At 59.4% G+C, this 25,722-nt stretch carries 16 protein-coding genes; 13 read left to right on the top strand and 3 right to left on the bottom strand.

The annotated features are described in order from the left end of the window. Positions 1-17: 17 nt before the first annotated feature. The 9 genes from ACFWHB_RS12190 (at position 18) to ACFWHB_RS12150 (ending at position 13,931) form a co-directional block, all read left to right on the top strand. Positions 18-3,224, top strand: coding sequence for an alpha-amylase family glycosyl hydrolase (locus ACFWHB_RS12190; protein ID WP_395948507.1), 3,207 nt, complete (start codon positions 18-20; stop codon positions 3,222-3,224). Between the two features lie 630 nt (positions 3,225-3,854). Then, positions 3,855-4,490, top strand: a complete 636-nt coding sequence (locus ACFWHB_RS12185) for a YitT family protein (RefSeq protein WP_106886946.1) — start codon at positions 3,855-3,857, stop codon at positions 4,488-4,490. Positions 4,491-4,758: 268 nt separating this feature from the next. Then, positions 4,759-6,222: an IMP dehydrogenase gene (gene guaB / locus ACFWHB_RS12180; RefSeq protein WP_041205879.1), complete on the top strand. Its 1,464-nt coding sequence runs from the start codon at positions 4,759-4,761 to the stop codon at positions 6,220-6,222. A gap of 83 nt (positions 6,223-6,305) precedes the next feature. Continuing rightward, the gene (guaA, locus tag ACFWHB_RS12175; protein WP_005330318.1) at positions 6,306-7,895 is read left to right on the top strand and encodes a glutamine-hydrolyzing GMP synthase; all 1,590 of its coding nucleotides are present in this window, start codon (positions 6,306-6,308) and stop codon (positions 7,893-7,895) included. A gap of 739 nt (positions 7,896-8,634) precedes the next feature. After that, positions 8,635-9,426 (top strand): hypothetical protein, encoded by a 792-nt coding sequence (locus ACFWHB_RS12170; RefSeq protein WP_395948506.1) that lies wholly within the window; start codon positions 8,635-8,637, stop codon positions 9,424-9,426. Positions 9,427-9,517: 91 nt separating this feature from the next. Then, the gene (locus ACFWHB_RS12165) at positions 9,518-10,054 is read left to right on the top strand and encodes a hypothetical protein (protein WP_395948505.1); all 537 of its coding nucleotides are present in this window, start codon (positions 9,518-9,520) and stop codon (positions 10,052-10,054) included. A 162-nt stretch (positions 10,055-10,216) separates the two neighbouring features. After that, positions 10,217-11,203: a hypothetical protein gene (locus ACFWHB_RS12160; RefSeq protein WP_139745971.1), complete on the top strand. Its 987-nt coding sequence runs from the start codon at positions 10,217-10,219 to the stop codon at positions 11,201-11,203. 515 nt (positions 11,204-11,718) lie between these two features. Continuing rightward, positions 11,719-13,080: a leucine-rich repeat-containing protein kinase family protein gene (locus ACFWHB_RS12155; protein WP_395948504.1), complete on the top strand. Its 1,362-nt coding sequence runs from the start codon at positions 11,719-11,721 to the stop codon at positions 13,078-13,080. Positions 13,081-13,283: 203 nt separating this feature from the next. Beyond that, on the top strand, positions 13,284-13,931 hold the full coding sequence (locus ACFWHB_RS12150) for a thiopurine S-methyltransferase (RefSeq protein ID WP_395948503.1): 648 nt from the start codon (positions 13,284-13,286) through the stop codon (positions 13,929-13,931). Between the two features lie 313 nt (positions 13,932-14,244). Here the strand turns inward: ACFWHB_RS12150 and ACFWHB_RS12145 are convergent, their stop codons facing one another. Continuing rightward, on the bottom strand, positions 14,245-17,028 hold the full coding sequence (locus ACFWHB_RS12145) for an insulinase family protein (RefSeq protein ID WP_395948502.1): 2,784 nt from the start codon (positions 17,026-17,028) through the stop codon (positions 14,245-14,247). A gap of 162 nt (positions 17,029-17,190) precedes the next feature. Here ACFWHB_RS12145 and sixA point away from each other — a divergent pair, with 162 nt between their 5' ends. The 3 genes from sixA (at position 17,191) to ACFWHB_RS12130 (ending at position 19,116) form a co-directional block, all read left to right on the top strand. Beyond that, entirely contained in the window at positions 17,191-17,658 is a 468-nt protein-coding gene (gene sixA, locus ACFWHB_RS12140; protein WP_106886943.1) for a phosphohistidine phosphatase SixA, read from the top strand. A gap of 133 nt (positions 17,659-17,791) precedes the next feature. After that, the gene (locus ACFWHB_RS12135) at positions 17,792-17,998 is read left to right on the top strand and encodes a DUF1107 domain-containing protein (RefSeq protein WP_005324080.1); all 207 of its coding nucleotides are present in this window, start codon (positions 17,792-17,794) and stop codon (positions 17,996-17,998) included. Positions 17,999-18,195: 197 nt separating this feature from the next. Then, positions 18,196-19,116, top strand: coding sequence for a DMT family transporter (locus ACFWHB_RS12130; protein WP_395948501.1), 921 nt, complete (start codon positions 18,196-18,198; stop codon positions 19,114-19,116). A gap of 46 nt (positions 19,117-19,162) precedes the next feature. On the opposite strand, the gene ACFWHB_RS12125 is transcribed toward ACFWHB_RS12130, so the two are convergent. Then, the gene (locus tag ACFWHB_RS12125; protein ID WP_395948500.1) at positions 19,163-20,779 is read right to left on the bottom strand and encodes a peptide ABC transporter substrate-binding protein; all 1,617 of its coding nucleotides are present in this window, start codon (positions 20,777-20,779) and stop codon (positions 19,163-19,165) included. 361 nt (positions 20,780-21,140) lie between these two features. Here ACFWHB_RS12125 and fbp point away from each other — a divergent pair, with 361 nt between their 5' ends. After that, positions 21,141-22,175, top strand: coding sequence for a class 1 fructose-bisphosphatase (gene fbp, locus ACFWHB_RS12120; RefSeq protein WP_025326809.1), 1,035 nt, complete (start codon positions 21,141-21,143; stop codon positions 22,173-22,175). 75 nt (positions 22,176-22,250) lie between these two features. Here fbp and mfd read toward each other — a convergent pair whose 3' ends face one another. Beyond that, positions 22,251-25,703, bottom strand: coding sequence for a transcription-repair coupling factor (gene mfd / locus ACFWHB_RS12115; RefSeq protein WP_395950200.1), 3,453 nt, complete (start codon positions 25,701-25,703; stop codon positions 22,251-22,253). Positions 25,704-25,722: the final 19 nt, after the last annotated feature.

The raw sequence follows: 25,722 nt of genomic DNA, 5'->3' as shown, positions 1-25,722 counted from the left end.
AAAATAAAGGACTATCAATGGCTAGATGGATACTCGCGGCCGGATTGTTGGGAACCCTGATCACGGCGCCCTGCGGGGCGGCGGCGGAGTGGTTCTTCCGGGGCACCGCGAATGGATGGGCGGCGACCGCCATGGTGTCGACCGATGGGCTCAACTTTGACACCTGTCAGTTCTTCCAGAGCGGGGACGCCAGCGGCGGCCCACGCTTCAAGATCGACCGATACGGCAACTGGCAGCAGAGCTACCCGACCGCCGACTACGCGGTCACTGCCAACACCCACTATCAGATCCGCATCCATGCCGGCACCCAGGCCATCACCACCACGGCGGTGGCGAGTTGCGAGGCCTCGGGGTTTGCCAGGACGCTGCCGCAGCTTCAGGTGCGCGGCACCTTCAATGGCTGGGCCAGCCTGCCCATGACGCTGGTGGCCGACCACCTGTGGCAGGCCGAGGCCTACATGGATGGCAAGACCAACCAGCGGCTCAAGTTCGATCAGGCGGGCGACTGGGCCATCAACTTCGGCGACAGCAACGCCGATGGTGTGCTGGAGCGCAGCGGCGGCGACATCCTCTGGAGCGGCACCGGAATGGTGCGCTTCCAGGTCAATGACGAGACCCAGGCCTACAGCATCACGCCCCTCGGGGACGACAATCAGCCCCCCATAGCTGTCATCACCCCGGGCGGCACCCTGAATGTCGCAGTGGGGGATGCGCTCACCTTGAGCGGCAGCGACTCCACGGATCCCGATGGCCAGATTGCCAGCTATCTCTGGAGCAGCGGCGAAACCACGGAGAGCATCAGCGTCAATACGGCTCAGGCGGGCACCTTCACCTATGGCCTGACGGTCACCGACGATCAGGGGGCCAAGAGCAGCAGCAGCGTGAGCCTGGTGGCCGCCCCCCAGACCGGAGGCAACTGGTATTTCCGCGGTACCCCCAACAACTGGGGCCTGACCGCCATGATCAGCGAGGACGGAGTGACCTTCTGTACCGAGCAGGCCTTTGGCAGCAGCAACCCCCGCTTCAAGATTGACCGCAAGGGGGACTGGACCGAAGCCTACCCGACCCAGGACTACAAGGTGAGTGCCAACACCAGTTACCGCATCTGCTTCGATAGCCAGGACAAGACGCTGGAGGCGGCACCTCTGGCCGGCGCCGACAATCAGGCGCCCACTGTGACCGCCACCCCGGCCCCGGGCAGCTATGCAGAGGCGCAGTCCATTACCCTCTCGGTGAGCGACGATAATGACAGCGCCCCCAGAGTCCATTTCACCACGGACGGCAGCCAGCCCACCACGGCGTCCCCCCTCTACGCCGGCCAGGCCATTGTCGCCAGCGACAAGGGCAGCGGCACCGATCTGGTGATCAAGACATTGAGTGTCGATGGGACCGGCAATCAAGGGGAGCAGAGCTTCAGCTATCAGATTGGCGAGACCCCGGTGGCGGGGGGCGATTTTCGTGGCGAGAGCATCTATTTCCTGCTGACCGCCCGCTTCTACGATGGGGACGGGAGCAACAACTACCATAACCGCGACCGCTACAAGGCGGGGGATCCCCACTGGCGTGGCGACTTCAAGGGGCTCATCGAGAAGCTCGACTACATCAAGGATCTCGGCTTCACCGCCATCTGGGTGACGCCGCCGGTGGAGAACCGCTCCGGCCTCGACTATCACGGCTATCACGCCTACGACTTCTATCGGGTCGATCCCCGGCTGGAGTCGCCGGGGGCGGGCTACCGGGAGTTCATCCAGGCCGCCCACGCCAAGGGGATCAAGGTGATACAGGATGTGGTGATCAACCACTCCAGCCAGTACGGCCTGCGTGGCAAGACCTGGATCGATCGCCTGCCGGTCAAATATTACGTGCCGGCAGGCTCCAGCCAGGGGCTCATCAACAATGGGCCCTATCAGGGCAACCTCGGGGACTACGCCAGCGCCAACCGCTGTGACGATGACAACCCCGCCGCCCCCGACTGGTACAAGGCCCGCTGCCAGTCCGATCCGGCCGGCACCCAGCCCCTGATCGATCCCAAGACAGGGGCCAACGTGCCGAGCGCTGGCTACAATCCGAACCGCTTCTTCGGCATCGATGCCCAGACCCTGGATCCCAGCTGGTATCACCTGGACGGTTTCATGTCCGGCGGCGACTGGGAAAACCCGCTCGCCCTGCAGCGCAAGCACATGGCGGGGGACTGCATCGATCTCGCTACCGGCAACCAGAACGTCAAGGACTACCTCAACGGCGCCATTCGTCAGTACCTCGACATGGGGGTGGATGCCATCCGCATCGATACCCTCAAGCACATAGAGCGGGACGAACTGCTGACCTATGTGCACGACTGGCAGGCCCACAAGCCGGGGCTGTTCGTGTTCGGCGAAAACCTGGTGAAGGGCACTGGCTGGGGATCCGAACTCGCCAACGACAACGCCTCCGCGGTGATCCGTCCCTGGTGGTACACCCGCACCACCCCGAACCCGGCCAACCCTCGCGCTGGCGGAGATTCGGGTCTCTCGGTGCTGGACTTCTCCCTCTTCTCCACCTTCCGTGACAACGTCACCAAGGGGAGCTTTGGCGGAGTGGGGGGGATCTTCGCCATGGACTGGGTCTATGGGGATGCCACCAAGCTCATCACCTTCTTCCAGAACCACGACGTGGGGCCGGACAATGACTTCAAGTACCGCTACGGCGGGGAAGAGGGCAATGCGGCCATGACCTACAACCTGCTCTGGACCGCCCGCGGCATCCCGACCCTCTACTACGGGGAGGAGGTGATGTTCCAGGCCGGCAAGCCCCAGGACATCGACGGCGCCACCATGACGGTGGATCAGACCGGCCGAGCCTACTTTGGGAATGTGCTGGACAACCCGGCCACCCCGAGCCACCCGCTTTATCAGCACATCAAGCGCCTGAACCAGATCCGCAAGGCGGTGCCCGCCCTGCAGAAGGCGCCCATGAGCCAGGTGAACGAGTGGGGGAGCGGCATCAGCTTTGTGCGTGACCTGAGCGCTCAAGGCAGCTACGCCGCCGTGGGCCTCGCGGCCAACTCGGCCCAGCAGATAAGCCTGAGCGGCCTGAAGAATGGCACCTACAGGGACGCGGTGACCGGTACCACGGTCAGCGTCAGCAACGGCAGCCTGAGCTTCGCGGTGCCCGCCTACTCGGCACGAGTCTGGGTGCTGGCTGGCCCCGGCAAGGTGGGGGCAGACGGCAAGTACCTCAAATAAGGAACCCCTGTGATTCTGTGCAGCGAGTCGGCCTTCGGGCCGGCTTTTTTATGGCGCCGAGGCATGAAGCGGGTGCATGAGGGCGGGTGCACCCCACCCGGGTCGTGTCGGGCGAGGCAAGCGCCTGGCCTCTGGGTGCACACTTTTGGTGCGCCCGCCCTGATATGGTGCACTTCCTTGTTGTTTGCCCTTGCGCCCAATCCCGCAGAAACATGTCAGACAGCCCCATGGCGCCCTCCTGACGGGCATCTTCCATGCTGTAAAGTGACATTTTATCGGCATGATCAACCGAATAAACGAATTAATCAGGAAGGACCACGACATGTTTTTGGGTTAATTGGGTAAACATGCTGATCCAGCATGGGAGCTGATCCCTGGATTGGTATGATCCATCTGTTTTTTGATGGCTATGCGGAATTTAAATTCGATTTTTGATGGTATATCGGACTCTTGTTTTGATTGGCGCTCTTTTTGCTGTGACTTGTCATGCCCATAATGGCGATGTCAGGGGCAGGGGGCCGCAAGGTCGGGGGCTGGTGCCAGCAGGCTGAATGTACCGCCGCCATCCGTGCCGGAACGGCCTGGTTTTCGGGCAAGGGACGCCACAATCAATTCGTGTCAAGGAGTCATATGGAAGGTGAAATGACCATGCAGCCGGCGGCTGTGGGCAGAGGGTTGGCCCACACCCTCAAGGACGACGTCTACGGTATGATCCTCGGGGTCATGTTCATCGCGGTCGGCCTCAACCTGCTCAAGTGCTCCGGCATGATCACCGGCGGCATAGCGGGCATAGCCCTGCTGCTCGCCCACGTCAGCAGCCTTCCCATAGGGGTGCTCTTCTTCCTGGCCAACCTGCCTTTTCTGGTGTTCAGCTACTTCACCATGGGGCGGGGCTTCATGCTCAAGACGCTGGTGGTCAATGTGGCGCTCTCGGCTGCCACCCAGGGGGTGCCGCTGCTCTTGACGGTGAGCTACATCCACCCGCTGTTTGCCGCCCTGGTGGGGGGCACCTTCCTCGGCATGGGGGTGCTCTCCCTCGCCCGCCACAACGCTTCGGTGGGGGGCATAGGCGTGGTGACGCTCTGGCTGCAAAGGCGCACCGGCATCAACGCAGGCAAGAGCCAGATGCTGCTCGATGTGCTGGTGTTTGCGCTCTCCCTGCTCACGCTGCCGCTCTCCCTGCTGCTCTGGTCCACCTTGAGCGCGCTCGCCATGAACGCCATGCTGATGAACTGGCACAAACCCGGTCGTTATCAGGGGGGCTGAGTGGCGGTCCCGAGAGGGGGAGGGGAATTGTTAAAAAGTGACCCTAGGGGCGCCTGGCGGGCATTTGGCTGCCAACGGCAAAAAAGATCATCTTGTCGCGAAAAAAGGCATGGTTACGCCTGAATTTATTGGTTTTTTGCCCCGTTGGCGGCGTTAAACCGGGCTACACCATAAAAAATTCAAAAAACTTCTTTACCAGTGACCAATGCATGAGTAAAATTTGTCGGCAATATTTTACACCCCCACTCCTCAACGGTGAGATATTGCCATGCTCAGGATTGCCAAAGAAGCGCTGACCTTCGACGATGTACTGTTGGTTCCAGCACACTCCACTGTTCTTCCGAATACCGCCGACCTGCGTACCAAGCTCACGTCTGCTATCTCCCTGAATATCCCGATGATTTCCGCTGCCATGGACACAGTGACCGAAGCCCGTCTGGCTATCGCACTGGCCCAGGAAGGCGGTATCGGCTTCATTCACAAGAACATGTCCATCGAGCAGCAGGCTGCCGAAGTGCGCAAGGTCAAGAAGTACGAGAGCGGCGTGGTCTCCGACCCCGTCACCGTACGCCCTGACATGACCATTGCCCAGGTCAAGGAGCTGAGCCACAAGAACGGTTTCGCCGGTTACCCTGTGGTCACTGACGGCAACCAGCTTGTCGGCATCATCACCGGCCGTGATGTGCGCTTCGTGATCGATCTCTCCCAGACCGTTGAACAGATCATGACCCAGAAGGATCGTCTGGTCACCGTGCGTGAAGGGGCCCCTCGCGAAGAGGTGGTTGCCCTGATGCAGAAACACCGTATCGAGAAGGTGCTGGTGGTGAACGCCGACTTCAAATTGAAGGGCATGATCACCGTCAAAGACTTCCAGAAAGCCGAGCGCAAGCCGAACGCCTGTAAAGACGAGCGCGGCCGTCTGCGGGTCGGTGCCGCCGTCGGTGCCGGTGCCGGTAACGAGGAGCGCGTCGCCGCCCTGGTGGAAGCCGGTGTGGACGTGCTGCTGATTGACTCCTCTCATGGCCACTCCCAGGGCGTGCTGGATCGCATCAAGGCGACCCGCGATGCCTATCCTGAGCTGCAAATCATCGGTGGCAACGTGGCCACTGCCGCCGGTGCCCTGGCGCTGGTCGCTGCCGGCGTCAATGCCGTCAAGGTCGGCATAGGCCCTGGCTCCATCTGCACTACCCGCATCGTGACCGGTGTTGGCGTGCCCCAGATCACCGCTATCTCCGACGCCGTTGACGCCCTGGAAGGCACCGGCGTACCCGTGATTGCCGATGGCGGCATCCGCTTCTCCGGCGACGTGGCCAAGGCCATAGCCGCGGGCGCAAGCTGCGTCATGGTGGGCTCCATGTTTGCCGGTACCGAAGAGGCGCCGGGCGAAATCGAGCTCTATCAGGGTCGCTCCTTCAAGTCCTACCGCGGCATGGGGTCCCTCGGCGCCATGTCCAAGGGCTCCAGCGATCGCTACTTCCAGACCGACAACGCCGCCGACAAGCTGGTGCCGGAAGGTATCGAAGGGCGCGTGCCGTACAAGGGCCGCCTGAAAGAGATCATTCACCAGCAGATGGGCGGCCTGCGCTCTTCCATGGGCTTGACCGGCTGCGCCACCATAGACGACATGCGCACCAAGGCCGAGTTCGTGCGCATCTCGGGCGCCGGGATGAAAGAGTCCCACGTCCATGACGTGACCATCACCAAAGAAGCCCCCAACTACCGGATGGGCTGATGAAACGGGGCTCTGGCCCCGTTTCTTTAACACGTTTTTATCCCCACGCTTTTTGTGACAAATCAGCCTGATGCAGGAATAAAATGACTAAAGACATTCACCAGCACCGCATCCTCATCCTGGATTTCGGTTCCCAGTACACCCAGCTTATCGCCCGTCGCGTCCGTGAAATCGGCGTCTACTGCGAGTTGTGGGCCTGGGACGTAACCGAAGAGCAGATCCGCGAATTCAATCCGAGCGGCATCATCCTCTCCGGCGGCCCGGAATCCGTGACCGAGGCGGGCAGCCCCCGTGCCCCCGAGTACGTCTTCAACGCCGGTGTGCCGGTGTTCGGCATCTGCTACGGCATGCAGACCATGGCCGAGCAGCTCGGCGGCAAGGTGCAATCCTCCACCCTGCGTGAATTCGGTTATGCCCAGGTCGAAGTGCTGGGCCACTCCGGCAAGACCAGCGCCCTCTTGCGCAACATCGAAGACGCCATCGCCGAGAACGGCCACGCCCTGCTGGACGTCTGGATGAGCCACGGCGACAAGGTCACCGAGATCCCCGCCGGCTTCACCACCATAGCCCAGACCGCGACCTGCCCCCATGCGGCCATGGCCGATGAGGCCCGTCGCTTCTACGGCGTGCAGTTCCACCCGGAAGTGACCCACACCCGTCAGGGTGCCCGCATGCTGGAGCACTTCGTCAAGGAGATCTGCGGCTGCGAATGCCTCTGGACCCCGGCCACCATCATCGACGACGCCGTCGCCCGCATCCGCGAGCAGGTGGGTGACGATGAAGTGATCCTGGGCCTCTCCGGCGGTGTGGACTCCTCCGTGGTCGCCATGCTGGTGCACCGCGCCATCGGCGATCGCCTGACTTGCGTCTTCGTCGACAACGGCCTGCTGCGCCTGAACGAAGGCACCCAGGTCATGGAGATGTTTGGCGATCACTTCGGCCTCAAGATCGTCAAGGTCGATGCCGAAGAGCGCTTCCTCTCTGCCCTGGCAGGTGAAGACGAGCCGGAAGCCAAGCGTAAGATCATCGGCCGCGTCTTCGTGGAAGTGTTCGACGACGAAGCCAAGAAGCTGAAAAACGCCAAGTGGCTGGCGCAAGGCACCATCTACCCGGACGTCATCGAATCCGCCGCCAGCAAGACCGGCAAGGCTCACGTCATCAAGTCTCACCACAACGTCGGCGGCCTGCCGGAAGAGATGAAGATGGGTCTGGTGGAGCCGCTGCGCGAGCTGTTCAAGGACGAAGTGCGCCGTGTCGGTCTCGAACTCGGCCTGCCCTACGACATGCTCTACCGTCACCCCTTCCCGGGTCCGGGTCTGGGTGTGCGGGTGCTTGGCGAGGTGAAGAAAGAGTACTGCGACCTGCTGCGCAAGGCCGATGCGGTCTTTATCGAAGAGCTGCGCAAGGCCGACCTCTACAACCAGGTCAGCCAGGCGTTCGCCGTCTTCCTGCCGGTGCGCTCCGTCGGCGTCATGGGCGATGGCCGCAAATATGACTGGGTCATTGCCCTGCGCGCCGTCGAGACCATCGACTTCATGACCGCCCACTGGGCCCATCTGCCCTATGACTTCCTGGGTCACGTGTCGAATCGCATCATCAACGAGATCAACGGCATCTCCCGCGTGGTGTACGACGTCTCCGGCAAGCCGCCCGCGACCATTGAATGGGAATAAAGGCGTGGGAATAAGCGGCTAACGCTTTCCTGCCGATAACGCAAAACTGTCAAAAAGACGCCCTTGAGGCGTCTTTTCTTTTTTCAAGCGTTTGCGCGAAAGTTTTTCCTTTGGTGCAGGAGGATGGAAGCCGTGTTGCCGATGTTGTCGTGGTGAGTTCCTGAGTCGATCGGCAGAGCATCATCTATGCGTCCACATATGGCGGCAGGCTGTGGTTTATCCAAACAGGGGAGGGGGTGCTCCCCCTGTCCGCCAGGTGCCATGCGGGCAATGGCGCCGGATACCCGCCGCTTCGATGCCCCATCTTGATGCAGGATGGTGACGCGAGCTGCTGATACGCCCCCAAGATGGGTTAATTTCTTGATCTGGCTTGGGAAACGCTCACCCTACTCTTTTTCTTGTCTCTCACGCTCGCTAGGATAGCCGTCTGGATATGGCCTCTTTGGAGTCACCTATGAGTCACGCCAGCGACATCTCGTGGATCAAAGGCTGCAAACTGGACGCTGTCGGGCGGTAGCCCTTGCTGTTATTCAGGATAAGCGCGAGCACCCCGAGTGCAGTAGGACCGTAGTGGATGGAATAGAATGCGGTCTGATACCAGTGACAGTTTGGTAATATTATTATTTTAAATGAATTATTTGAAGGTTATGAAGATGAAGCGGAATTATACGGAAGGTTCTGCTATTGGATTAGTACCGCATTCTATCTAATTACTGTTAGTATTCAAGGAGAATAAGAATTGAACAAATCTGAAGCTGTTGAAAGGCTAGATAGTTTAAAGGCGAGAGCCGCTCAATTAGCTAGCATGCCAAGAGGGAGTCAAGACTTCAAAAAATGGCACCGAGATACGGAAGTGGCTATAGAGCGTATTTTTGGTGAGGGGACCAGGCATTTGAAAGATTTTACAGACATCCACTATTCATTAATGATGTTTACATCAGGGACTCCAGATTCCTCATTTGAAAATGCCTATCGTGGTGGGGTAAGAACTGCTATCTCTGTATTGGAGTCACTAATCGATGAGGTGAAAGAATATTGGGAGAATGAACCAGAATCTTATATACAAGAGTCATTCGCTATTGATAAAGTTGAATTGCTAATTCGCCGATTCCACAGAGTAGCACGACAGCTTCGATCTAGACACGGTTCGAGAAAAACAATCGAAATCGAAGATGAATATGATGTTCAAGACCTTTTTCACTCTCTATTGCGAATCTACTTTGATGATGTAAGGGCTGAGGAGTACACACCCAGTTACGCGGGTGCTTCGTCGCGAGTCGATTTTTTGCTGAAGCAAGAAAAAATAATTATCGAGATTAAGAAGACTAGACAAGGTTTGTCTGCAAAAGAAGTTGGTGAGCAGCTTATAATCGACTCACAGCGATATCAAGCTCATCCGGATTGTAACACTTTAGTATGCTTTGTTTATGATCCGGAAGGGCGTGTCGCAAATCCCCGAGGGATTGAAAGTGACCTTACAAAAGAAATTAATAGTGTTCCGGTCACAGTCTTTATTACACCTGAGCAATAGGTACTAACAAGGTGCTGCTGTCGGACAATTTTTCGTTTCGCTCTAGACTTGTCGTGGAGCACGGCGTTATTTTACTAAAGTGGAAGAATAAATGATCGAGTATTTTAAGTTGGTTGTTGATCTTGTAGGTCATTTGGTTTGGCCGGGAGTAGTTGGAGGCGCATTTTTGTATTTCAAAAAAGATGTAGCCAAGCTATTGCAACGAGTTAAAAAAGCAAAATATGGGGATATAGAAATTGATCTGGTTGAAGCTATCAATGAGGTCAAGGGTGATGCAATAGAACTCGGAATTACGATTGCTTATCCTAGCTCTTCTTATAGTGCTAGCGATTTGGAATTAGTGCAGATAGCACCTGAATGGGTTTTTTTACAATCTTGGCAAAATATCGAGAATATCCTTATAACTAAGGGTTCCGATGGTAAGCGTCAGCCAATTTACAAATTAGTTCAGCAATTACAAAGTTCATATAAAATTGACAGTGGCTTAGCCAATTTAATCTTAAAAATGTATCGTTTAAGAAATGAAATTGTGCATGTGAGTGGAATTGATCTTACTAAGACTGAAGCAATGGAGTGGTTAGGTGTATCAAAGAGTATTTCAGATCGCTTAAATCAAAAATTAGCATAAAAATCAGACCGTAACATAACAAGAAGTTCAAGATTGATTCGCAACGCGTGGCATTTTTATCATGCGTTGATTTAAGTTTTTAAGGTGGTATCTGGCGCCTTTTGTATTTCGTTTCTCACCCCCTAACAGGGCGTTAGGTATACTTCAGGATTCGAGGGGAAAATGGGAAAAATTCATTACTTTCAGCGTTATAGTTCAGTTGAAAATACAGTTACAAATAATACTCTACAGTTAATATCGCGGATCTATCAGTACTCACCGATCAAGGCTTCCCAACTATTGACGGATTTGACCGACGAGTCGATTGAAATTGGTCTGGAAATCACACAGCAGCAGAAGGAAGCCAACTCGGTTCCTGATGCGACAATAATGCAAAGAAGTTTTAAAATACTACTTGAATCTAAAGTGGATTCGCCAGTAAGCGCAGGGCAGCTACTTCGTCATGCTAAAGGTTTTAAAGGTGAAGAGGTTCAGATCCTATTACTTTTAACTAAAGCACCTCTGACCCAATCAAAATCCGAAAAAATTACTACTGCCGTCAAGTCAGAACATCCTTCAGTTGTCTTCCAGCACATAACCTACGAAGATATCTGTAATGCGTGTGAAGGTCTCTTCCAAGACCATGAGTATCAAATGAATGAGTTGGTTGAGGATTATCGCGAGTATTGTAGTTATACGCACCTCTTTGATAGAACTCGTCATACAATGCGTGTAGTTCCTTGCGGGGATAGTGTCTCTATCAATCTAAAATATGGTGTCTATTTTCAACCATCTGATCGAGGATATTCTGATCATCGTTATTTAGGTATATATGCAAAAAAGTGCGTGCAAGCTCTATGGGAATTAGATGGTATTATTGATGTTGATATTATAGATGGGAAGCTAATTAAGTCGTATGTCGATTGTGAACCTACAGATAAATATGATGAAAAGATCATGGGTATCATTTCTGATGCAAAGGTTGTTTGTGGTTACAGTATTGGCTCTGGGCATAGGTTTTTTTGTGGAGATTTGCAGTTAACTAATTTTAAAAAAATCTCTAGTGGCGGTATTATGGGGGCTAGAATATTTAACCTCAAGCAGTTTTCATCAGAATGGGATAATCCCGAAGCTCTCGCCTCAACATTAAAAAGTGCCACATGGGAATAAGTACCTAACAAACGGTTTAAGACGGATTCGCAACGCTCGGTGGTTTTGGTTCAATTTGGTTTTTCTTTCAACATCTTTATGTTCGCGGAACAGGCCGAACACAACCATGCCCCGTGATAAAGCAACAGAAAGGGGCCTTCTCCCCCTATCATGCCCCTTGATATCGCCGGACGATTGTCCGGCGATATCTGATGGTCTGTTGCCTTATGCCCGCACGCTCTGTGTTTCCCTTGTCAGTACCGTAGGGTGCAATGAAATTGCACCTCTAATTTTGTGCCTCATATCGTGCACAAAAGCCGTTCAGCAAATGGTGCAATGCGCTGCGCTTATTGCACCCTACGTGTTTCGTAAATCCGCTGGGGGGCTAAGCGCTATACCTTGCCAAGGCAACAAAAGGGGCGATCTGCGCCCCGAATTCTTTATAATGCCCCCCTTTAAAACCGCTGGACGCAGGTTCGGCGCGCTCTGATGGCTGGTTGCGCCGTCAGAGCGGTCATCAGGATTGAGAAACGGTTATGCATACCCTGGAACAGCTGCGCGCGGGCGAACTCTGCGGCGCTCGCCACCTCAAACTCGCTGAAAACCTCTCGGTTTTCCCCCCCGAGATCCTGAGCCTTAAAGAGACGCTGGAGGTGCTGGATCTCACCGGCAACCAGTTGAGCACGCTGCCGGACGAGTTGGCCGAATTCAAGAAGCTTCGCATCATATTCTGCTCCGAAAACCGCTTTACCGAGTTGCCCGAGGTGCTGGGGCGCTGCCGGTTGCTCACCATGGTGGGCTTTAAGGCCAACCGGATTGCCACTGTCTCGGCCGCATCCCTGCCTGCTGGCTTGCGCTGGTTGATCCTGACCGACAACGTTATCGAACGACTGCCGGACGAGCTAGGCCAGTGCGCCGCCCTGCAAAAGCTGATGCTGGCGGGCAACCGCTTGACCGCCTTGCCAGAGACTCTGGCCAATTGCCATCGGCTCGAGCTGCTGCGCATCGCCGCCAACCGGCTGGAGGCGTTTCCCGAGTGGCTGCTCGGTTTGCCGCGCCTCGCCTGGCTGGCCTATGCAGGCAACCCCTTTAGCGACGAGCAAGAGCGCCGACTCGGCGAGACGGCAGCCGCGGCCGAGATCCCCTGGCAGGCGTTGACGCTGGGGGAGCAACTGGGGCAGGGGGCGTCCGGGGTTATCCACAGCGCAGCACTGCGCTCCGATGAGGGGACGCAGGGGGTGGCGGTCAAGCTCTTCAAGGGGGCCGTGACCAGCGATGGCCTGCCTCGCTGCGAGCTGGCGGTGTCGCTCGCCGCAGGCAGGCACCCCAATCTCATCGGGGTGGCGGGCCGAGTCAGCGATCACCCCTCCGGCATGCCGACCCTGGTGATGACGCTGATAGACCCCCGGTTTGTCAATCTGGCCGGGCCGCCGAGTCTGGACTCCTGCACCCGGGATATCTATCCGGCGGATCTGACCTTCACCCCGAACGCCCTGATTGCCATGGTGCAGGGGGTGGCCGCCGCCGCCCGCCATCTGCATGAGCGGGGGATACTGCACGGGGATCTCTACGCCCACAACATGCTGCACTCTCTGCTGCACTCTGTTCAGGAACAGGGGCGGGTGCTGCTCGGGGATTTCGGCGCCGCCTCCTGTTATGACAGCGCCGACCGTGAGCGGGCTGCCCGGCTTGAGCGCCTGGAAGTCAGGGCCTTTGGCTGCCTGCTGGAGGAGCTGCTGGCGCGCTGCCACCCCAGGGTCGAGGCGCTTGGGGCGCTTCACTCACTGGCCGAAGAGTGTCTCCTGGCGGCTGTGTTGCAGCGCCCCTCGTTTGCTGAGATTGCTGCCCGGATAGACGCCGTGGCGACCACCATGACGGTGGAGCCCATCTGTGCCTGAGTGAGGCCGCCTGGGCGTCACCGGGCCGTCGCTCCCGATATAGACCCTGACCAGGATGAATATCTCGGAGCGACTCTTTGCAGCCCCCGTTACTGTTGTAACCCTCGGTTTTGCAAAAAGGCGGGGCAGGGGGCTACAAGGGTTGCACCGCCCCGATGAAGTTGTGATATTGATGCATCATTGCAGATGACGAGAGGATGATGATGGAAGCGGCGTTTTGGCATCAGAAGTGGAGAGAGAACCGGATTGGCTTTCATCAGGCAGATTTCAACCGCTGGCTGCAATCCTGGTGGTCGGCCCAGCAGCAGGGTGAGCCCGTGCTGGTACCCCTGTGCGGCAAGTCCCGCGACCTGCTCTGGCTGAGCGGTCAGGGGCATCCGGTGGATGGTTTCGAACTCTCGGCCCTGGCCATCAGCCAGTTTTTCAGCGAGAACGGCCTGACCGAGACCCTGAGCGAGGTGGGCCCCTATCAGTGTCACCAGCACGACGACCTGCGCATCTATCAGGGGGATTTTTTCGCCGCCCCCGAGCTGGGGCGCCGCTACCGGCTCGCCTATGACAGGGCCGCCCTCATCGCCCTGCCGACGGCCATGCGCCGCCAGTATGCGACCCTGATGAGCCGCCTGATGGAGGCTGGTGGTCAGGTGCTGCTGGTGACCCTCGAGTATCAGCCGGAGCAGCAGGTGCAGCCGCCGTTCTCGGTGGGTGAAATGGAGGTGCGCACCCTGTTCGAGCGCGACTTTAGCGTGGAGGTGCTGGGGCGCGCCGCCGAGCTGGATCACCCCAGGGTGCTCTCGGGGCAGCTCTCCTATTTCGATGAGGTGGCCTATCGCCTGATCCGTCGGGGCTGAGGTGACTGCGTGATCCCGTCAATGAAGAGGAGAAACGCGCTTCTTTACCTCCTTTGACATAGATCAACGTGACAAATCGGGGGAATGCCTAAGATAAGGCTGTTTCTCAATCACTGCAGGTGTCGACCGATACGCTCTGGTTTGAACCATTCGGCCGTTCATCGACTCAGTGTCTGATTTTCACGCTCATGTTCACTTTTGGCGGCTCTGGTCGCAATTGATTTTGGTTTTTCCAGCCGACCCCCAGGGGTCGGCTTTTTATTGTCTGCAATTTGCCGTGGAACGGGGAAATGGGGCGGGTATCGAGGCCTGATCAGGCCTCGAAGGTGGCGGCATTGAGCCGGAACGCCTTGGGATCGTCGATGAACTGGCCGGTGATCCGCTCGTCGTGCTCGTCGTGCTCGTGGCCCAGGCCATAGCTGCAGAGGATCAGCCGATCCGAGGTACGCGAGCGCAGCTGGGTGATAAAGCGCACCAGATCGGCGCGGCTGAGCCTGCCCACCTCCTCGCGTACCCGCTCCCGCTGATCGAAGCCCAGATCCTTGTTGCCTATGCTGACCCAGAGCCGCTGGCCACGGCTGCGCAGGTTGGCATCCCGCTCGCTGAGCTGGGCCTGCAGGCCCGCCTTGCTGTCCTGCCACTGCTGCTCGGTGAACTCCAGCATGGCCAGCGGGAAGAGATCGATGAACTCCTCCACCGCATCCAGCAGGATCTGCGGCCCCGCCACCGGTGACTGTATATAGAAGATGAGGCCGGGATGGCGATTGAGGGGCAGGTTGCCGGCGCCCACCACGTAGCCCAGTTGCTGGCGAGTGCGCAGCTCGTGGAAGAAGGTGGAGGACATGATGTGGTTGGCCAGGGTGAAGCAGGCGAGATCCCGCGCCCGGGTGGTGCGGGACTGGTAATAGACCAGCAGCGCCGAGTCTTCGTGATCGCACCCCTGCTCGCGAATGAGGGTGCCTCTGTCCTGAATGGAGATGAGGGGACGGCGGGTCTCGGCGCTGGGCTGGCTGCTGACGCCGAGGTGACGCTCCAGCAGGGCGGCCAGCTCAAGCGCCTCGGCGGCGGTCCAGTCGCCATGCACCAGGGTCTCTATGTGCACCTCGGCAAAGAGTCGGGCGACGAAGTCGGGCATTTCGTCGAGTGCTATGGTGCGCAGGTGGCGCAGCAACTGCTCGAACGGCGGGTTGTTCGGTTGCAGCAAACTGGTGAGCTGGTTGAACAGCTGGGAGATGGGTCTGGTCTTGGACTGGTTCTCCCAGTTGCGGATGAGCTGCTCCTTGATTTCGCTGAAGCGCGCCGGATCCGGGTAGCCCAGGGTACGGTTGCCGAGGATCATGTCGAGCAGCAGAGGCAGCTTGTCGGCAAAGCCGCTCAGGTTGATGGTAAAGCCCCCCTGATGGGCATAGATCTGGTAGCCGAGCCCGGCGAGTTCGGCCGGGTAGGTGAGGGCATTGAGGTGATCCGTGAGCAGCTCCACCGCCAGCCTGGCCATGGCGATGTGGCGCGGGCTTCTGACCGCATGCTCGCTGTCGATGGAGATATAGAGGCTCCCCTTGGGCACCCCAAATAGATGCTCGTGCAGGTGCCAGAGGCGAAAGCCGGGGCGGTCGACCAGGCAGGCCGGCATGTCGGCACTGAGGGACGGCGTTCTGGCGTCGAGGCGGTTGCTGATAAAGGGGTTGGGGGAGGGCAGATGCAGGGCGGGATCCGGCTCGCTCTGCTGCCAGCGGATCTTCTCGGCCTCGGTGATGGCCTGGACGCTGTAAGGAGTCTGATACCAGCGGGCCAGGCGATCCGTGCTCACCTCCGGCGCCTGTATGGTCACGCGCAGGTTGTGGGGGGTCAGCTTGGCGAGGAAGCGCCGGATCAGGGGCTCATCGTACTCGCGCATCATGTAGTCGCCATGGAGCAGATCGTCAGGGGCATAGCTGAATAGGTTGAGCACCAGCCCCGAGACGGTGTCCAGCGCCCGGCCTCTCTCCTGGAACCGGAAAGCGGATTCCAGCACGCTGCGCTTCTCGTCATAACGCCAGGCCTGCAGGCCATGGCGTTCGATGAGTTTCAGGTAGCCGAACAGGGCGGCGATGATGTCGTCCACATGGGCAAGCCCGAGGGGCGTGAGGCCGAAGCTGATGCCGAAGTCCTTGAAGTTGGCGCCGCTGATGCCGCCTCCGGCGGCGAGCTGGTTGACCCAGCCTCTCGCCTTGAGCAGGGAGAGCAGGCTGCCTTCCCCTTCGTAGCCGATGAGGTGGCTCAGGAAGGTGAGGGGCTTCTTGTCGTAGAGGGCATCCACGCTCGGCAGCGGGAAGGTCAGCGCCAGTTTGCGGGTCTCCTTGACCGGCGCTATCTGGATGCGGATGCCGAGATCATCGAGACGGTAGAGGGGCGCCGTGAGGGCGGGGGGGCCCAGGCGGCGATCCGGAATTGTGCTGAAGAAGCGATCACACCAGGCCAGCTGGGTTTCAATGGATGCCGGAGAGAGCATTACCAGCGCCATGCGATCCGCACTGTAGTGGGTTTCGTAGAACGCAATAAGGTCGGAGCGCAGATCCCGGCCGGGCAAGTCCGCCAGGGTATCCAGGTTGCCGACCGAGAACTTGGAGAAGGGATGGGCCGGGTTGACCGTCTCCTTGTGCACCTGATAGCTGCGGCGCACATCGTCCTGCAACTTGAGGCGGTATTCGGAGTCGACCGCGTTGCGTTCCTTGTCGACCCACTCGGGGGCGAAGGTGGGGCAGATGAAGAACTGGGAGAAGCGATCCAGCCCCGCTTCGAAGAAGCCGTTGTCGATGTCGAAGAAGAAGTTGGTGAACTCGGTGCCGGTCCAGGCGTTGTTGCTGCCCCCGTGGCGGCTCATGAACTGCTGGTACTCGCCGGGTTTGGGATAAGTACGGGTACCGAGGAACAGCATATGCTCAAGGAAATGGGCCATGCCCTGGCGATCGACAGGGTCATCGAAGTGGCCGGTGTTGACGGCCAGGGAGGCGGCCGATTTATCGGTCTCGGGATCGCAGATCAGCAAGACCCTGAGCCGGTTTGCCAGCTCCAGATAGTGATACCGCCGATGGTCGTTGGGACTGGCATATGGGCTCATTGGGGCGTGACTCGCGGTGAATTTATTTGAATTTAAACATGATTATCGACCCCGCTATCTCACGAGGCAAACCCTTTTCTGAGAGGTAGCGCAATTGTTTCCCCCTGCATGGCGGGGTAAGATCCCCCCGCTATTTAAACAGGCCCCCTGGGCGAGGTTGTAATGAAAATCTACATCATGCGTCATGGCCAGGCTGGCATGAACGCAAAGACTGATGAACAGCGTCCACTGACCGAGCAAGGCATCGAAGAGTCCATCCACATGGCGAGCTGGTTGGCCCCTCAGCTGGCCGGCTCCCTGAGCCTGGTGATCCACAGCAACTACCTGCGTGCCAGACAGACCTGGCAGGCCATCTCTGCCGAGCTGCCCGAGGCCCTCAAGATCGAGGAGAGCGGCGAGATCACCCCCTATGGGGATCCGGCCTTCGTGGCGAGTTATCTCACCGCGCTGGCGGCGACCCACGACAACATCCTGATGGTCAGCCACCTGCCCCTGGTCGGGTATCTGGTGCAGAGCCTCTGTCCGGCGGCGGGTGCGCCCATGTTTGCCACCTCGGGTCTGGCCTGCATCGAGTGGCAAGATGGCAAGGGGGCCTTGCTCTGGTTGGAAGGACCGCATACAATACGGTAAAAGTTAATAAAAAGTTAAAGATTGGTTTTTTGGGGAAGAGAGAGTCGATTTTTCCGGTTTTTTATACAAATTTAACGGAATTATCTCGCATAAGCTGCTGTCATACGGATACAACTGCAAGAGGTTGCAAACGATGAGAGTGTTCAAGAAGTACCTGCCACTGATGGTGGCAAAGCATGTAAAAACCTTCTTCAAGGGACGGATCTACATCCACGGCAGGGGGCGCTTCGATTTCCAGTCGGGCCTGCTGATGATGCCACTGCAAGCCGATATTCCCCACCGTCAGACGGTGCTCGAAGTCAACGAGCTGATATCGAGGCTGCACATGGATGCCGCTTGAATCGCATCTATGGTGTCATCTCCCCCTCATGCCCGCCCAGTGCGGGCATGATTGCATCTGGGCCTCTGTGACACCTCTCAGGCCTCTTAAATCGATTTTCGAATAAGGTTGCTGCGTCCCGCATCAGGGTGCTTGCTTATCCTGTTTGCCTCTCTATACTCCCGCGAAATATCCGCCCCCTTTCTCTGGACATAGCGATGCCCCTTGCTTTCCTGTTCCCCTTTTCCTGCATGGCCATCTGGGCCGGCAACGGCATCGTCAGCAAGCTGGCGGTGGGGGTGCTCTCGCCGGCCGCCCTGGCCTGGTCGCGCTGGATGGTGGCGGCCCTGGTGCTGACCCCCTTCCTCGCGCGGCGGGCCTGGCGCATGCGTGACAAGCTGCGGGCCGGTTTCTCCCGGCTGGCCATGTTGGCCCTGCTCGGCATGGTGTTGAACCAGACCTTCGGCTACTACGCGGCCCAGACCCTGGGAGCCACCGAGATCGGGCTGATGATGGGGCTGACGCCGCTGATGACGGTGCTGCTCAGCATCTGGCTGCTGCGCGAGCGCCCCACCTGGGGCGCCCTCGTCGGAGGTGTCATCTCCATCCTGGGGCTCGCTATCTTGCTGGGGCAAGGGGATCCAACCCGCTTGTTCACCCAGGGCATTCACATCGGATCCGTCTACATGCTGCTGTCGGCGGCCACCTATGCGCTCTACAGCGTGCTGCTCAAGCGCTGGGATCTGGGGCTCGACAACTGGTCCATGCTCTACGGCCAGGTGCTCTGCAGCCTGCTGTTCCTCACCCCTTTCTACCTGCTGGTGGACGGCAAGTGGCCTGATGGCAGCGCGCTCTGGCTCATCCTCTATGCGGGGATCCCGACCTCGGCCCTCTCCCCCTGGCTCTGGATGCAGGGGATAGCCCTGCTCGGGGCCAGCCGCACCGCCATCTTCATGAACCTGTTGCCTGTGATGACGGCAGCCCTGGCCATCAGCTGGCTGGGAGAGACGCTCACCAGCTATCACCTGATCGGCGGCGGCATGACACTGCTGGGGGTGCTGCTGGCACAGCTGCTGGTCAAACCTGTGAGGGTGCGGCGGCGGGCCCGGCTCGCGATGGCCGGCTGCCAGGAAGATTGAACGAAAAGACCGCCTTGGAGGCGGTCTTTTGCTATCTGGGGGGCGCTTACTGCGCCGTCAGATAGAGGTCTTTGGCATAGACCAGATCTTGCGGGTTATGGTAGGGGTAGCCCTTGACGAAGGGCTTGAGCAGCCGTGACTTCACATAGAAGTAGACGGGGGCTATGGGGGCCTCTTCGTCGATCAGTGCCTCGGCCTGCTGATAGAGCCGGTTGCGCTCGGCCGGATCCTTGGCGTCATGGGCCTTGGCCAGCAGGGCGTCATAGGCCTTGTTGAACCACTTGCCGCTGTTGGCGCTGCTGCTGGAGGTCATGATGTCGAGGAAGGTGGAGGCATCGTTGTAATCCCCGTTCCAGGAGTAGCGACTGACCCCGAAATCCCCTTCGTTCAGGGCCGAGACCATGGTCTTCCACTCCATGTTGTTGAGCTCGGCCTTGACCCCCAGGTTGTGTTTCCACATGGAGGAGATGGCCAGCGCTATCTTCTTGTGCCCCTCGTTGGTGTTGTAGAGGATGTCCACATCCAGCGGGTTTTGCGGCCCGTAGCCCGCCTCGGCGAGCAGCGCCTTGGCCTGGGTGATGCGTGCCTCCTTGCTCATCAGCTCGCTGGCCGGGCGCTTGAGCTCGAAGCCATCGACGCTCGGCGGGGTCAGGCTGAATGCCGAGAGCTGCCCCTGTCCCAGGATCTTCTCCGTGATGGTGTCCCTGTCGATGGCAAGGGAGAGCGCCTTGCGCACCCTGACGTCGTCGAAGGGTTTGCGCTGGGTGTTGAACACGTAGTAGTAGGTGGCGAGCATGGGGGCGCTCACCAGATCGTCCGGGCTCTGGCGCTTGATCTGCTGATACTGCTCCAGGGGATAGGTGGTGTAGTGCAATTCGCTCGCGCGATAGCGGTTGTAGGCCGCGGTATCTGAGACGATCTCCAGATAGATCACCTTGTTCAGCACTGTGTGCTCATTGTCCCAGTAGTGGGGATTGCGCTCGGCGATGAGCCGCTCGTTGGGGGTCCACTCCTTGAGGGCGAAGGCGCCGTTGGAGACTATGTTGCCCGGTTTGACCCACTCGTGGCCGAACTTCTCTATGGTGGCCCTGGGGGCCGGGAAGGTGGTGTAGTGGGAGAGGGTCTTGAGGAAGAAGGGGACCGGGGCCTTGAGGGTTACCTGCAGAGTGTGATCATCGAGCGCCTTGATCCCCAGGGCATCCGGGCTCTTTTTGCCCTGCACCACCTCGCTGGCATTGGTGACGCCGGTCAGCTCGATGAACCAGGCGTAGTTGGAGGCGTTCTTGGGATCCGCCGCCCGTTGCCAGCCATAGACATAATCCGCCGCCGTCACCGGCTCGCCGTTGGACCACTTGGCATCGGGTCTGAGCTTGAAGGTGTAGATTGTGCCGGTGTCATCTAGCTCGTAACCGAGTGCCCCGGCCGCCTGCAGCTTGCCGTCGCCATCCAGGGTGTAGAGCCCCTCGAACAGATCGTTGACGATGTCGCTGCCCGCGCTTTCTTCCACCATCTGGGGGTCGATGGAGGCGGGCTCTGTGCCTATGTTGCGCACGAAGGTTTGCTGGGCACTGGGTAGCAACTTGGTGCCTGCGGGCACCTGGGCCGCCAGGGCGGGGAGGGAGATCAGGGCGGCAACCGCGCCGGCAATGAGAGTCCTTTTCATTGAATATCCTTATGTTTTTTTGCTTCCAAAGCCGAGCCAGTGTGCTGGATTGAGGAGGAGATCTCAAGAGGGGGCGCGGCTGGCGTCGGGGGAGAGAACCGGATGGGGAGGGGCGGGGTGAAATGGCATTCTTGTCACGAATTAACATGATGAAAGACGCCGATTGAAGCCCGTTTTTCAGCGCTAGGCCCCCTGTCGACGGGGTTTTCTGGCGATTTATACGGCGGCTTAATTCGCTGCAAAAACAAAAAACAGGCGTTACATTAGGTTACAAAACAACGCTGCCGAGGATCGGCACTTTTTTTGCCGACACTTGCAAACGTTTTCAACGGCCAACGGAAACGATCTTAAAGGAACAAGAATGCGAAACATGATCACCATGGGCGAGTTCATCGTCAAAAAGCAGGCGGACTACCCTACCGCGACCGGCGAGCTGACCTCCTTGCTCAGCTCCATTCGTCTGGCTGCCAAGGTGGTGAACCGGGAGATCAACAAGGCGGGGCTGGCGGACATCATCGGCTCCATGGGGGCCGAAAACGTGCAGGGGGAGGTGCAGCAGAAGCTGGATGTCTACGCCAACGAGCGCTTCAAGGCGGCGCTGGAGGCTCGTGGCGAGGTGTGCGGCATGGCGTCCGAGGAGGAGGAGGACTTCGTCTCCTTCGATTCCGAGCTCTCCCGTCACTCCAAGTACGTGGTGCTGATAGACCCTCTGGACGGCTCCTCCAACATAGACGTCAACGTCTCGGTCGGGACCATTTTCTCCATCTATCGCCGGGTCAGCAAGCCGGGCGCCGGGGTGACCCTGGAGGACTTCCTGCAACCGGGCAACCGCCAGGTGGCCGCCGGTTACGTGGTCTATGGCTCCTCCACCATGCTGGTCTACACCACGGGCTTCGGGGTCAACGGCTTCACCTATGACCCTTCCATCGGCTGCTTCTGCCTCTCCCACGAGAACATCCGCATCCCGGAGGAGGGCAAGATCTATTCCATCAACGAGGGCAACTACATCAAGTTCCCGGACGGGGTGAAGAAGTACCTGAAATATTGCCAGGAGCGTGACGAGGCGACCCACAGACCCTACACCTCCCGTTACATCGGCTCTCTGGTGTCGGATTTCCACCGCAACCTGCTCAAGGGCGGCATCTACATCTATCCGTCCGGCACCAACTCCCCGAACGGCAAGCTGCGGCTGCTCTATGAGTGCAACCCCATGGCCTTCCTGGTGGAGCAGGCCGGTGGCAAGGCGTCCGACGGCTTTGGCCGCATCATGGACATCCAGCCCACGGCGCTGCACCAGCGTACCCCCTACTTCGTCGGCTCCACCAGGATGGTGGAGCGGGCCGAGGCCTTTATGCGGGAATTCTCCGCCCACGAAGATCCGGCCAACCAGGGCTGATAGTACGCAGCTGACAGATAGCAAATAAAAAACGGGAGCCAATTTGGCTCCCGTTTTGTTTGGCACTCGCTGCCATTAGAGGCTGTTGTTGGCGAGATCCGTCAGCAGGGCATCCACCAGTTTCAGGCGCATGGCCCTGTCCTGGTTCGGTACCTGGAAGCGCAAGCGGGTAGGTCCATCCATTTTATAGATACGTGGCTGGCTGGAGAGCAGTTTTACCAGATAGGTCGGGTTGACGCGGGTCTCCTGGGTGAAGTCCAGATAGCCGCCGCGATCGCTCATCTCCACCCGGCGAATGCCAAGGGCCGTGGCCCGCTGGCGGAAGGCCGCGATCTCCATGAGGGTCTTGGTCGGCTCAGGCAGCAGGCCGAAGCGATCGATAAGCTCCACCTTCAGCTCGCGCAGCTCCTGCTCGTCGGCGGCGCTGGCGATGCGCTTGTACATGGAGAGGCGCATGTTGACGTCCGGGATGTAGTCGTCCGGCAAGAGGGCGGGCAGGCGCAGCTCCACCTCGGTGTGCTGGCTCATCAGTTGCTCGAGGGACGGCTCCTTGCCATGTTTGAGGGCCTCCACCGCCTGCTCCAGCATCTCCATGTAGAGGGTGAAGCCGACCGACTCGATCTGGCCGCTCTGATCGTCGCCGAGCAGCTCGCCCGCGCCGCGGATCTCCAGATCGTGGGTGGCGAGCGCAAAGCCGGCGCCGAGATCTTCAAGGGAGGCGATGGCTTCCAGCCGCTTGATGGCATCCTTGGTCATCAGCTTGGGATGGGGGGTGAGCAGGTAGGCATAGGCCTGATGGTGGGAGCGGCCGACCCGGCCCCGCAGCTGATGCAACTGGGCCAACCCCAGGTGATCCGCCCTGTCCATGATGATGGTGTTGGCACTCGGCACGTCTATGCCGGTCTCTATGATGGTGGTGCACACCAGCAGGTTGAAGCGCTGGTGGTAGAAGTCCGACATGATGCGCTCAAGGTCGCGCTCGCGCATCTGGCCGTGGGCGATGCCTATGCGTGCCTCCGGCACCAGCTCGGCGAGATCGCTGGCGCACTTATCTATGCTCTCCACGTCGTTGTGCAGGTAGTAGACCTGACCTCCCCGTTTGAGCTCCCGCAGTACCGCCTCGCGCACCACCGCCGGCTCGTGCTGGCGCACGAAGGTCTTGATGGCGAGCCGCTTGGCGGGCGGGGTGGCGATGATGGAGAGATCCCGCATGCCGGACATCGCCATGTTGAGGGTGCGCGGGATAGGGGTGGCGGTGAGGGTGAGGATGTCCACATCGGCCCGCAGCGCCTTGATCTTCTCCTTCTGGCGCACCCCGAATCTGTGCTCCTCGTCGACGATGAGCAGCCCCAGATCCTTGAAGGTGAGGTCGGAGCCGAGCAGCTTGTGGGTGCCTATGATGATGTCCACCTTGCCATCGGCCAGCTCCTTGAGCACGGCCGTCTGCTCCTTGGCGGAGCGGAAGCGGCTCAGCACCTCCACCCGCACCGGCCAGTTGGCGAAGCGATCGCGGAAGTTGTCGTAGTGCTGCTGGGCCAGCAGTGTGGTGGGCACCAGCACGGCCACCTGCTTGCCGCCGTGCACCGCCACGAAGGCCGCCCGCATCGCCACCTCCGTCTTGCCAAAGCCCACGTCGCCGCACACCAGCCGGTCCATGCTCTTGGCCTGGCACATGTCGCCGAGCACCGCATTGATGGCGTTGAGCTGATCCTCTGTCTCCTCGAACGGGAAGCTGGCGGCAAACTGGCGGTAGCTCTCCTTGTCGTGCTTGAAGGCAAAGCCGGCCCGCGCCGCGCGTATGGCATAGACATCGAGCAGCTCGGCGGCCACGTCGCGCACCTTCTCCGCCGCCTTGCGCCGCGCCTTGACCCAGGCCTCGCCGCCTAGCTTGTGGCTGGGGGGGTTATCCGAACCCGTGTAACGGCTGATAAGGTGCAGGTTGGTGACCGGCACGAACAGCTTGTCGCCACCGGCGTACTCCAGGGTGAGGAACTCGGTGGGCAGGCCGCCGGCATCCAGGGTCTCGAGCCCGAGATAGCGGCCGACCCCGTGATCCAGATGCACCACGGGCTGGCCCTGTGTCAGCTCGCCGAGGTTGCGGATCACCGCATCCGAGCTTAGGTTCTTGCTCTTCTCCCGCTGCCGCTTGCTTCTGATCTTGCCGCCGAGCAGCTCGGTCTCTGTGATGAGGGCCAGGGCCTCTGCCCCGGCGGGTTCGAGCAGGAAGCCCCGCTCCAGCGGGCTGACCAGCAGGCCATGACGCGCCTTGCTACCGACGAACTCCTCGAGGGAGGCGAACTCCTTGGGTTGCAGCTTGATCCGCGCGAGCAGATCGCCGAGCCCCTCGCGCCGCCCCTCAGACTCCACCGCGAACAGAGTGCGGCCGGCAAAGCCTTGCAGGAACTGGCTGAGGGCCAGCAGGGGTTGCTCCTTGCTGTGATCGAGCTGCAAGTCGGGCAGGGGGGCTATGGGCAAGTCGTGCTGGCCCGCGCCGCCGTCGGTAGCCGCCTCCTGCAGGCGCACGGCGCCGTACTGGCCGAGGGCGGCGAAGAGCTGCTCTACCGGCAGGTAAATTTGCTGGGGAGGCAGCAGGGGGCGGGTATTGTCCCAACGCCTGTCTTCATAGCGCTGGCCTATGTCGTTCCAGAAGCGCTGGGCCGCCGGGTAGATCTCCCCCACGGTGAGCAGCAGGGTGTTGTCTGGCAGGTAGTCAAACAGGCTGGCGGTCTGGCTGAAGAAGAGCGGCAGATAGTATTCGATGCCGGCGGGCCAGCGCCCCTTGCTCACCTCCTGATAGACGGATCCCTCCGCCCGCGACAGCTCGAACTGCTCGCGGAACTGACCGCGAAACAGCTCGATGGCGGCCTCGTCGGTGGGAAATTCCCGGGCGGGCAGCAGGCTGACGCTCTTGACCGGCTCGCTGGAGCGTTGGCTCTCGGGATCGAAGGGGCGGATGGAGTCCACCTCATCGTCGAAGAAGTCGATGCGATAAGGGCGGCTGCTGCCCATGGGGAAGAGATCCAGCAGGGAGCCGCGGGCGGCGAACTCACCGTGTTCCAGCACCTGCTCCACCGCCACATAGCCCGCCTCGGCCAGCCGTCCCCGCAGCTGTTGCAGGTTGAGGCGCTGGCCGCTGGTCACCATCAGGCTGTATTTGTCGAGATAGGCCTGGGGCGCCGTGCGCAGCATCAGGGTGGAGATGGGTACTATCAGCACGCCGCTGCTCATCTGCGGCAGCGTATAGAGGGTCTCGAGCCGCTGGGAGATGATGTCCTGATGGGGGGAGAAGGTGTCGTAGGGCAGGGTTTCCCAGTCCGGGAACATCAGCACGGGGCAACCCTGATCGGCCAGCAGGAAGCTGAGCTCCTGTTCGAGGCGCAGGGCGCTCGGGGTATCGGCGGTCACCAGCAGGACGGGGCGGTTGGCCTCCCGGGTGAGGCGGGCGGCAACCAGCGCCAGGCTGCTGCCGACCAGCTGGCCCAGGGTTATTTTCTGGCCCGCTTTGGCGGGCAAGGCGGGGAGTTTCATTGGCATCGTTCGATTCTTT

Origin of the sequence: Aeromonas mytilicola subsp. aquatica, from assembly GCF_044336385.1 — a bacterium.
Lineage (GTDB): Bacteria > Pseudomonadota > Gammaproteobacteria > Enterobacterales > Aeromonadaceae > Aeromonas > Aeromonas rivipollensis.
The sequence above is the reverse complement of the archived record's forward strand: the minus strand, read 5'-3'. Positions and strand labels throughout refer to the sequence as shown.